The organism is Wolbachia endosymbiont of Atemnus politus (genome assembly GCF_013309895.1).
This window is the reverse complement of sequence record NZ_JAAXCS010000038.1, coordinates 1-11405: the sequence shown is the minus strand read 5'-3', so window position 1 is coordinate 11405 and position 11405 is coordinate 1. Positions and strand designations below refer to the sequence as shown.

Sequence of the window (11405 nt, the reverse complement as noted above, 5' to 3'; positions counted from 1 at the left end):
GCACAGCTAATATTTTTTCATCTTCTCCTTTCTCATCCTTAGTAAGTAGAGCACCTATTGGACGCACCGATTTCAAAACACCAGACGCTTAGGGGTATTGAGTTAATACCAAAACATCCACGGGATCACTATCGCCTGCACAAGTATTTGGTACAAATCCATAATTGCAAGGATAGACCATTGCGGTAGATAAAATCTATCAACTTGTAATAATCCGAATTCCTTATTAAATTCATACTTTACAGGATCAGCATCTGCACCTATTTCAATTATCACATTCACTGCATCTGGTGTTGAAGTTATCTTGCTCAAATCCATAAATTCCTCTTAACTTTAAGAGTAAACATTATACAGTATATACTCCTCAGTTGCCACATTTATATAATTTCATCTTTATGAACAAAGAGTCGCATGAGAACCAGCTAAATTAACTTAGATAAATAAATAGCAGCTTTGTAGCCTGTTTTTATGAATGAATATAAGATGTTGTAACCGAATGCACCTTCAGCGTTATGCACAATTGCAATATCTCTGTGCTCTAGCTCCTCATCGCGAAATTCACTTATTGTTTCCTTCAATTCTCCATCTTCTAAATGTGCAACTTGCTCTTTGTAGTGCTCTCCGATCACTTCCTCAACTGCAGCAGTGCAAGCCATAGCAGCTTTTTTGCCCATAACTGCAGTGACAACACCAAGTGATGCACCTAGCACACGCCAAACTGGCAATAAAACAGTAGGGCGAGACTTTTGCTCTCTAATCTCTAAGTAATGAAAATGTTTCTTTTCCTGCTCTTCCATTTCAATTATTTCGTTGATTATAGAAGATTTCTTAAGAATAAATTTTTGGCCAGAGTAAATACAAATAGCGCTCAATTTTCCCCAGCATGATTTACTCTGATTGCTTGCTGTAAGAATTTACTGTTGCTATACTTTAGGTTATTTAGATTTTTTCTTTCTCCACAATGCATTGTACCCAGTACAAATAGAGCTGCTATAAGATAAATAAGATTCCTTGTTGCTAAGGAAACGCCAAAAATATAATGAGGTTTATCACAAGATGGAGAGTAATTAGGGTTTAATAGATTATTTCTCAGCTATTCTACGCTAACGTTACCATTTGCTCGCTCTGTACAACCTAAAATGTCATGGAACCAATGAAGCTCAAGACCTACATGATAAAAAGATATTATTGCACCGATGAGATAGCTGCAAAACATCGCATAGACTAATTTTGTTGTTTTTGAGTATATATGCCACTGCGAGCAACCCTGTAATATAGTAAACTATCCGCTCATATAGTTTGCATGGCGGCATATTATAAAAATACTCCAGTACATACGCAAAAATTAGAGCAACAGCACTTGACAGCAGAAAGATTGCAGGAATTCTAGAGTTATTAAGCATAATCTTAAGCAAACTACTACAAAGACTCTTTAAAGTATAAAGCAGAGTATTCATTTTGCATAGGAATTTTTATTCTTTTTCAAAAGCAATCTGACTGGCACGCCTTCAGTAAAGAAATTTCTTCTAAGGTCATTGATTAAATAGCGTTTATAACTTTCATCAACACTCTCAGGTATGTTGCATATCAAAGAAAAAGCTGGAGGTTTAGTGCCAATTTGAGCGATATACTTCATTCTAACTGCCTTACCTTTTACAAGCGGGTGAGAGTGCCTATCCAAAGCATCAATCAGCCACTTATTCAATTTTGCAGTGCTGATCTTCTTGTTCAAATATTTGTTTACTTCAAGGCATTTATCTATCACATCACTGCAGCGCATGCCTTTCAACGCAGAAATTGTTATAGTTGACATTTCCATGAATAACCTAGTTATTTCATGTTGTTTTACAAATTTTATCAACTTGCTCCTATCATCTTTATTTATTAAATCCCATTTATTTAAAACAATGATAATTCCCTTTCCTACTTTGATCGCAGCTTCACCGATTGATAAATCCTGTTGCTCAATACCCACAAGGGAGTCCAGCATTAAAAACCACCACATGACAGCGCTTTATTGATTCCATGCTTTTATCAACTAACCTTGATTCTAAGTCATCGGTAACATTTGCCTTTCTGCGAATTCCTGCGGTGTCGATAAGAGTAATTAGTTCTCCATTATAATTATATGTAATATCCACAGAATCACGTGTAGTTCCTGGTTCTGAACTTGTTATTAGTCTATTTTCTACAAATAAAATATTTAAAAAAGTTGACTTTCCAACGTTTGGACGGCCGATGATTGCAACCCTTAGTCTACTGGACTCACTGTCAGGTAGTTCAATTCCTTCATTAAAATCTTCAATAACACTAGCCAACGCATCATAAAGATCAACCATGCCAAGATTATGTTCAGCTGAAATGTACACCGGGCCCATAAAATCAAAAAACTGCAGGTAATCAACATCTTCGGATTTATGGCTCTCGCATTTATTTGCTATGAGTATTATAGGTTTATTCGTCTTTCTTTTCAGCCACTTTGCAAACACTTTGTACTGCTCGTTTTGCATTTTTGTGTCAACAAGAAAGAAAATTACATCCGCACTCAATAGAGAAAATTCGATTTGTTCAAAATAACTTGTAATAAAAAATTAGTTTGGTCGTTCCACTCTCCTATATCTATAACTTCAAACTACAAATCACTAATTCTTCCAACTCCCTCACGTCTATCTATCGTTACTCCTGGAATGTTACTAACTACTGCTGCTCTTCTTCCCACTAGCCTATTAAATAAGGTTGATTTTCCAGCGTTTGGTAGGCCTACTATAGCGATTTTTAGCATAGCTTAAGAACATATTATGTACACAGTAAATTATAATCAAAATTTTTCAATTTAACTATTGACTTTATAGGTTTCATCAATATCCTAAAATCAAGATATTTTATCTTGATTTTATTATGTAAAATATAGGGGTAGTTATGCATGATGCAAATGAGACTTTAACAATGAATTCAGATCAAGTTGCTCAATCAACTTATAAAACTTATAAATTAGGGAAAACCTTATATCAGAAAGACTCGTACATATAACTATATACATTTGGCCAAAGCATTGGAGAATCTCAATGATCCATCCCGGTCACATACAAATAAGGAGCTTTTTTTGGATACAAGTGATGAGGAAACCAAGAGATTTGTGAGTTTAATTCAAAAAAGACTTGCTGAATATACAGGTAATGATTCTGTAGATGTGAGGTTGAGAGGAAAAGAAGATAAATCATTTACTGCATGGGTGTCGTTAAAAGACGGCAAAGGTGAGTTAAAATTTGATAGCTCATTTCCTGGTAAAGCCTTAAAGGATAGTAATCCAAAGATTGGAGCTTTTACATTGGTAAAGAAGATAAAAAGTTGGTGCGTGTTTCACGTTGGTGACGATGGTGTAAGGCTTTATCAAATACTCAATGAATCTTGTGCAATTAAATTTCACTGGAAAGTGGGTGATAGAGATTGCAGTATTACATTAAATGTTAGTGGAGATGGTAACGTATTTTGTACTGATTTAAGTGGCAATACAAGTCTTGTGAGGACTTAGAGAAAAACAAAGCTGTAAAAAAAATTGGCTATTACGAGAATAAGGAGATGGATAAATATAATGACATGACTCTAGCAAAATTGGCCTCATTGGCTCCAAACTAACAAGGAATTGAAAGAGAAGTAGTAACAATCAATCCATCAACAGATTTAACAAGCGCACAGCACAAGTCTGCTTTACCTCCTCCTTTTTCTATGGACAATATTGACACATCCATGCAAGACTTTAGGGTACTAGAAAGCCTGCGACTAGAAGCTGAAAAAGGAAGCGGTCATGATAGGATCAACAAACAACATGCAAAAGGCAACTGCTAGAGGAAGGCTAAGTGTACTACTCGATGAAAATTCGTTTGAAGAGTACTATAAATTCGTAAAACACCACGCAACTGATTTTGGTATGCAAAATGCTAATTTTCTAGGTGACGGTGTTGTAATCGGCCACGGTACTATCTATGGCAGAAAGGTTTTTGTTTATTCTCAGGATTTCACTGTCTTTGGTGGATCGCTTGGTGCGTCACATGCAAAAAAATATGCAAAATTATGTATATGGCAATCAACGCCAGAGCTCCAATTATCGGACTAAACGACTCTGGTGGAGCTAGGATTCAGGAAGGAGTAAATTCCCTTGCTGGCTATGGAAAAATTTTTCAAAGAAATGTAAATGCATCAGCTGTTATACCACAAATCTCTTTAATTATGGGCCCATGTGCTGGCGGTGTAGTTTATTCTCCAGCATTAACTGACTTTACTTTCATGGTGAAAAACAGTTCATACATGTTTATAACCGGACCAGATGTAATAAAAAAGGTCACCTACAAGACGTAAACCACGAAGATCTCGGTGGCGCTAAAATCCATACAAGCAAAACAGGAGTCGCAGACTTTGCCTTTAATAATGATGTTGAAATGATGCTAAATATGCGTGAATTCTTAACCTTTTGGCCAGCAAATAATCAAGAGTTTCCGAAATCTGTACCAACCTGCGATGATGTTGATGACATCGATGAATCCTTAAATACTCTAATTCCTCATAATCCTAATATTCCTTACGATATTGTATTAACTGATTGAAAAGGTGTGTGATGAAAGGAAGTTTTTTGAGCTAAAACCTGATTTTGCCCGTAATATCATAATTGGTTTTAGTAGGATTACAGTAAATACCGTCGGCATTGTTGCAAATCAACCTACGCACCTTGCAGAGTGTTTGGATATTGATTCTTCAAGAAAAGCTGCAAGGTTTGTAAGATTTTGTGATGCATTTAATATTCCCCCCTATCATCACACTCATCGATGTTCCAGGATTTTTGCCAGGTACAAATCAAGAATACAATAATATAATACAGCACTGAGCAGAGATACTTTACGCTTACGCTGATGCTAATGTGCCAAAAATCAACCTTATTACTAGAAAAGCGTATGGCGGCGCATACATTGTCATGAACTCCAAACATCTAAGAGGTGATATAAACTACGCTTGGCCAACTGCTGAAATAGCTGTGATGGGCCCTGAAAGTGCAGTTGAAATTATATTTCGACATGAAAAAGATCAACAACCACTGATTAAAGAATACAAAGAAAAAATTTGCTAATCCATTGTTTGCCGCATCGCATGGATATATTGATGACATAATAGTGCCAAGTAAAACAAGGTCTCACATTTACAAAACATTAGAGCTGCTCAAAAACAAGAAAGTAGACAGGATATGCAAAAAGCAAGATAATCTGCCTTTGTAACTTTAGAAGAGCGCGGTCTTTCACTTGAGCTTTTTTAATTTAAAATAAATACAGAAAATTGCCTGAACTAACTATCTTTAAAAAATATAGTTGAATAATTGTTAATAATAGTTTATAATTATTAATGCTTTTTAAGTGGATTTCTTATGGCTTTTTCAAAGTTTCTCGATCCAAAATTGGACCTGATTCAAGAAAATCTTCGGCACTGAAAAAAATAAGAACATTCTCATCCATTTTTTTGAACGATATTCTAGGGTGTACTGAAGTTTATAGTTTGGAGTTAATAGAATTTATCAGCACCATTTTGAACCCCGAAATTGCCTCTGAGAGACAAAGTATAGTTGATGTTCTCTGTCAGGATTCTGTTGGCAACAGGTTTGTAGTTGAAATGCAGCTCACTCGTGATAAAGGTTTTGAAAAGCGCGCTCAATATTACGCTGCAAAAGCTTACTTAAGACAAGTTGGTAAGTACGCTAATTTACAGAAGATCTTTATTGCGATTTCAAACTGTGTTTTATTTCCTGATAAGTCCAATTACATATCTAGCCATACTATACGAGATGAAGAAACTAATGAGCACGACTTACAAGATTTTCAATTTGTGTTTATTGAAATACCTAAATTTCCTAAAAATAAAGTAGAGCATATAACAAGCAGAGTAGAACGCTGGTGTTTTTTTCCAAGCATGCAGAAGAAACCACTGAAAAAGATCTAAAGAAGATTGCAAGAGAAGCACAAATAATAAAGCGAGCATATGATAAATTAGACAGGTTTAACTGGAATGAAAAAGATCTAACGGCATAAGAAGAAAGATTAATGGATTTGTACAAAGAAGAAGCCATTCTTGAATACAAACTTGAAGAAGGTATGAAGAAAGGTATGAAGAAAGGTATGGAGAAAGGTATGGAAAAAGGTAGAGAAGAATGTAGAAAAGAAGGAAAAATTGAAGCAGCAAAAGCAATGCTGGACAATAGTGTTGACGTCAACATTATTGTTGAGTGTACTGGTCTTTCCATTAGTGAGATTAAAGATTTAAGTAAAAACCAGTAAACGGTTACGTTTTTTTTACAAGATATGCAACTTTGCAAGTACAATAGTGTGCCGTTACCAAGACTCGAACTTGGGACCTCGTCATTACCAATGACGTACTCTACCACCTGAGCTATAACGGCAGGATTTATATATAATGATAATGAATTACATAGAAAAGAATAAGGAAAAGAAGAAGAGAGAAGAAGGTTAGCGAAAGCTTTAAAGCAAAATATTTTAAAAAGAAAAAGGCAGCAATAGAGTAGACAAGATGCCAGAACTACCGGAAGTGGAAGTAATCTCTAACTTCTTGCTTAATAAATTAAAAAAACAAGCAGATCAGTGACGTTATAGTGAACAATTGGAATTTACGTGTACCAATAACAAAAATATAGATGATGTACTAAAGGGCAAAGTCATAAGTGATATAAAACGCATGGGAAAATATATCATTTGGCATGTAGACAATGACATAGCAGTTACTATACACCTCAGTATGAGCGGAAAGCTCGTATATGTTGAAGATAATCAAGTACAAAATAAACATGTTCACGTGATATTTTTATTTTCTGACAACACTTCAATAGTCTTTAATGACCCAAGAAGGATTGGATTAATTATCGTTTTGAATAAAGCACAAAAGGTAAATTTTTTTAATAACTTTGGAATAGAGCCTCTCACAGATAAATTTAATGGAAGCTATTTACAGAAGTTGCTGAAAACAGAAAAGCAAATATCAAATCAGCATTAATTGACAATAAATTAATAGTTGGTGTAGGTAACATATATGCTTCTGAGAGCTTGTTTAGAGCCCTCATATCACCACTCAGATCAGCACAAGATTTGACATACAGAGAGTGTGAAAAACTTGCTACTGAAATAAAAAATACTCGAAGTAATGCAATTGCTACAGGTGGTTCAACATTGAGAGATTATGCGCAGCCATCTGGATCTCTTGGATACTTTCAAAATAGCTTTTACGTATATGGTAAAGTTCAAAAACCTTGCAAGATCTGTAACAATATCATAACACTTATAAGACAAAATGGCCGTAGTACTTATTTTTGCAATACATGTCAGAATTAAGGTTTTATTTTTGAGTATGACATTTTCAACTGAAAAAGATCCGTTTGATTTGTTTTCAAAGTGGTACGAAGCAGTTTCGTGTAAAGAGCCAGCCGCAATGGCGTTGGCGATTTGCGGCAAAGACTGCATTCCATCTGCAAGAGTGGTATCGCTAAAGGAATATAGCGAAGAAGGCTTCGTATTCTTCACTAACTTAAATAGTAGAAAAGGAAAAGAACTGACCGAGAATCCCACAAAGCTGCATTAGTATTTCACTGGATAGAGTTTTCTAGGCAGGTACGAAGTGAAGGAGATGTTAAGATTTTAGATAACGAAAAAGCTGACAAATACTTTTCTTCCCGAGCACGCGATAGTCAAGTTAGCGCATGGTCCTCGAAACAATCGAGCGTTCTGAAAAGTAGGCCAGACTTCGATCAAGCTTTTGCGCTTAAGGAGAAGGAATTTTACAATGCAAAAGTCCCCCGGTCTCCTTTGTGGGTGGAATTCTACGTAATCCCACAAACAATTGAATTCTGGCAAGAAGGCGAATACAGGAGACACACTAGATTTAGATACACTCTTGTTGCGGGAAGCAGTTGGAAAATAGAGCAACTGTATCCTTAACTAACTATTGTAATACGAGCTTGTCAGGAAGATGTTATCCAAGTGCTCTCTTCTTGTCATTCAAGTAGCCATATCCCAGTGCCCCTCCTCCTGTCATCCCAGTGCGTGACACTGGGATCTCATTCCACTCATCCTTCTCCTGTCATCCAACTCCTCCTGTCATTCCACTCCAATGCCAGTGCGTGACACTGGGATCCAGTTTTTTTCATCAAAAAAATTATATTTTGATAGTTGTTTTACCAAACCTACTGTGTGATCTGGGTTGAAATGACAGCCTTTCCCAGTGCGTGACACACAACTGTACGAACATTACAATTTGAGCCTACCCGGATCCCAGTTCTGGGGTAAAGCCACTCGAAAATGAAAATCGAGATTTTCACCTTATAGCATTTGATGAATTTGAAAAAATCCACACAGAAATTAATCACTCAGATGATATAGCAGATAACGTAAGTGATTGTGCCATGTGGTGGTGTGAGAGAGATCGTCTTTGTCCTGATTGCACTATTGAAGAGGAATGACAATAGCCGCGCACAGGCCCCATTTTCTTGTTTGAGTGTAGGTAATATTGTATTGACTTTCATATTATAGCTAACTCAGGTAATTTTTGAAAGACAAAATCGAATTAATATCAGGCTTGGCAGCACTTTTTTTATTGCATGGCAAACCAAAACTTCTCAATTGGATTTAAATCCAGTGAGGTCCCTCCTGTCATCCAAGCGCGTGATACTGGCAAAAGGGCATATATTTTTATAGTTGTTTTACCAAACCTATTGTGTGATCCGGGCTGGAATGACAGCCCTTTCTTGTCATCCAATTCGGTGTCATCCGGTAGCCCTTTTCTTGTCACCCAAGTAGCTCTTTTTTGTCATACAAGTACTGGGATCTATTTTTTCATGTTAAATGTAAGCATTAAGAAATTTACCAAATGGAATAAAATGGCAAAGACTTCCCGTGGGTTGCTAGTTATTTACATTTAACTTTCAAACATGGCGTTCTCTTATTCTAAACGTATAATAACCGTGACTCAGTTGATTTTGAAGTGTCAAATATAAACGTTAAGAAATTTACTAAACAAAAAAAAGTCAAAAGAAACAAAGGGCAGCTAGTTATTCACTATCATTTTATCAGTTGGCGTTTTTTAATCTTTTTAAGCGCCCAAATAGGCGCAATTCACAACACTAGTTTGTAATGTAAAAGACAATGTAAAAGACATGAGGTGCAAAAAATTAAACATGAGACGCCAGATACATAAGTTTTTTTGTCGTTTAATTGTACAGAGAAGATAAATAATTTGCTTCATTGTTATTGTAAGGGGATTGGCGGGTGTTGTCAAGTAAGTTTTTATGCCATCCTAATAAGATTGCTCTCAACTAATACCTTTCCTCTTTCTCCTGAAACTAAAATTCATATACTTAACTCTAGAAACTTCGAAATAAAATGCGATCTAATATTAGGCAGGTATTTTACTACATAAAACCTAATTTACATTATTTCATTATAGCTTTTATTGAAGTTCTATTCTCAGCTTTAGCGATCCTCCTTTTTGGCAGGGGTTTGAGAAGCGTAATTGATTCTGGCGCGGAGCATAATTTTACCACTAAACTAGTGGTAACAATATTTATAGTTTTAGCCATTTCTCTCACTGTATTTATTAGACTACATTTCATTGGAATTGGCTGCGAGAAAGCTATTGCAAGAATCAGATATGACTTATATAGCAGTATTACCGATTTACAACAAAGTTTCTTTGAGAACACAGGCGTACAAGATGTTATTTCAGCGTCAATTACTGATACCTCTGTATTGCAATCAATAATAAATAGCAGCCTACTCACCATATTACGAAATTTTGTAATACTGATTGGTAGTGTTGCCATGTTATTATATACGAATCTACACCTAACTGCATATGCGACTGGAATAATTACCCATATTACTCATTATCATGACTTCACTTGGAAAAAAAGTGCGCAATTATGCACGCTTTGCCCAGAGGAAGCTGAGTGAGCTCGCATCACTTATTGAGGAAAATATTCGATCTATAGTAACCATCAAGTCGTTTGTGTTGGAAGAAAATGAAAATATCCGCTTTAGGGAATATCTAAATTCAGTATCAAAATCATACGTGAAACTAGTACTCTTGCGCGCTATTTTGATAACTTTGGTTATCTCGTGTGTAATAGGTTCGCTAGTTCTTTTGCTCTTCTTTGGTATCAAAGAAGTCTTACACAACAATATGACCATTAGAGAGCTCTCTTCATTTGTGTTTTATTCAGCGCTTGCGGCAGGAGCTATAAATAATTTAAGCGATAATATCAGCGATTTACAACGAGGTTTTGGAATAGTAATAGTTGAATTTATAAACATGAAAAGCTCTATAGTGTTCAAATGTTATAGTGTTCAAAAAGAAATTTCATTTAACGACTTAACGTTTTTTTATGTTGATAAGCCGGCGTTAAGCAAAAAATCATTTTCTATAGAGGCAGGTCAGTCAGTGTCAATCGTTGGTCCATCTGGCAGCGGTAAGAGCACCATTTTAAAGCTTCTGCTCCGTTTTCATGATCAGAGCAAAGGCAGCATCGCTATTGATGGGAACAATATTAAGTCAATAGCGCTAAGTAACCTCAGATCATTATTTGGCTTGGTACCACAGGATCACATGATATTCTCTTGTTCAATAATGGAAAATATATTGTACGGTAAATCAGATGCTGAATATGAGGAAGCGAGACAAGCAACTATCAGTGCTTATGCAATGGAATTTATTGACAAGCTGCCTGATAAATTTGACACATTTGTAGGGAAAAGAGGATTAAAACTTTCTGAAGGACAAAAACAGCGCATTATAATAGCAAGAGTCATACTCAAAAATCCTCAGGTCTTAATATTGGATGAAGCAACCTCCGAATTGAAATTGCAACACCCATAAATCTTTGGTGTAATTTTATGAAACTTGGTGGATATGTACAGGATCACACTTTGAATAAATGATTAAAATTACAGATCAAAGGGAAAACTTATTGCTGAGAAATTCACAAATGAAATGTGGGTTCTAGTATCCTGTTGCGCCGTCTCTAGAGTGAATGCAAGATGCAAAACGTGCTGGAATGGAGGCATACAGGTTCCTTATAAAGTCCTTAGGCATTTTTGCCCAAAAACGCTGCAATTGAGCCTCTAAATCTACCAAACATGTAAGATGTCCAATTCGGCGTCCCATACATGTTCGATTATGGATAAATCTGGGGACCTTGCTGGCCATGGAAGGGTTTCAACTTGTCGAAGGCATTCTTATGAAACCTTTGCTGAGTAAGGCCGAGCATTGTATTGCTGGAAAATAGCTCCTGAGAGCTCTGCCATGAGAGGCAGAATATGCGGCGGCAGGATGTCCTGGTCGTATCGCTGAGCTGGTTGTGTCCCTCG

The 11405-nt window shown here is 36.1% G+C and carries 3 protein-coding genes, 1 tRNA gene and 9 pseudogenes; 7 read left to right on the top strand and 6 right to left on the bottom strand.

Annotation, left to right across the window (positions count from 1 at the left end):
* The 4 pseudogenes from HET73_RS03605 to der form a co-directional block, all read right to left on the bottom strand.
* Positions 1-318: pseudogene (locus tag HET73_RS03605) on the bottom strand (inorganic diphosphatase); the annotation flags it as partial.
* A gap of 104 nt (positions 319-422) precedes the next feature.
* Positions 423-898: pseudogene (locus HET73_RS03600) on the bottom strand (demethoxyubiquinone hydroxylase family protein).
* 36 nt (positions 899-934) lie between these two features.
* Positions 935-1457, bottom strand: a pseudogene (locus HET73_RS09420) (disulfide bond formation protein B); the annotation flags it as partial.
* Positions 1454-2782 (bottom strand): annotated as a pseudogene (gene der, locus HET73_RS03590) (ribosome biogenesis GTPase Der). The pseudogenes HET73_RS09420 and der, both read right to left, overlap by 4 nt.
* Before the next feature lie 321 nt (positions 2783-3103).
* Between der and HET73_RS08070 the strand changes: the two are divergent.
* From HET73_RS08070 to HET73_RS03575, 3 genes and pseudogenes are all read left to right on the top strand, one after another.
* On the top strand, positions 3104-3532 hold the full coding sequence (locus HET73_RS08070; RefSeq protein WP_246209938.1) for a hypothetical protein: 429 nt from the start codon (positions 3104-3106) through the stop codon (positions 3530-3532).
* Between the two features lie 215 nt (positions 3533-3747).
* A pseudogene (locus HET73_RS09655) lies at positions 3748-5264 on the top strand (acyl-CoA carboxylase subunit beta).
* 146 nt (positions 5265-5410) lie between these two features.
* Positions 5411-6314, top strand: a pseudogene (locus tag HET73_RS03575) (Rpn family recombination-promoting nuclease/putative transposase).
* 49 nt (positions 6315-6363) lie between these two features.
* On the opposite strand, the gene HET73_RS03570 reads toward HET73_RS03575, so the two are convergent.
* A tRNA-Thr gene (locus tag HET73_RS03570) sits at positions 6364-6436 on the bottom strand.
* A 128-nt stretch (positions 6437-6564) separates the two neighbouring features.
* Here HET73_RS03570 and mutM point away from each other — a divergent pair.
* The 3 genes and pseudogenes from mutM (at position 6565) to HET73_RS03555 (ending at position 8168) form a co-directional block, all read left to right on the top strand.
* Positions 6565-7379 (top strand): annotated as a pseudogene (gene mutM, locus HET73_RS03565) (bifunctional DNA-formamidopyrimidine glycosylase/DNA-(apurinic or apyrimidinic site) lyase).
* Positions 7380-7395: 16 nt separating this feature from the next.
* Positions 7396-7982 (top strand): annotated as a pseudogene (pdxH, locus tag HET73_RS03560) (pyridoxamine 5'-phosphate oxidase).
* Between the two features lie 42 nt (positions 7983-8024).
* A complete protein-coding gene (locus tag HET73_RS03555) occupies positions 8025-8168 on the top strand; it encodes a hypothetical protein (RefSeq protein WP_174134026.1) in 144 nt (47 codons plus the stop codon).
* A 466-nt stretch (positions 8169-8634) separates the two neighbouring features.
* On the opposite strand, the gene HET73_RS03550 is transcribed toward HET73_RS03555, so the two are convergent.
* Positions 8635-8832, bottom strand: coding sequence for a hypothetical protein (locus tag HET73_RS03550; protein ID WP_174134025.1), 198 nt, complete (start codon positions 8830-8832; stop codon positions 8635-8637).
* Positions 8833-9422: 590 nt separating this feature from the next.
* Here HET73_RS03550 and HET73_RS03545 point away from each other — a divergent pair.
* A pseudogene (locus tag HET73_RS03545) lies at positions 9423-10896 on the top strand (ABC transporter ATP-binding protein); the annotation flags it as partial.
* Positions 10897-11405: the final 509 nt, after the last annotated feature.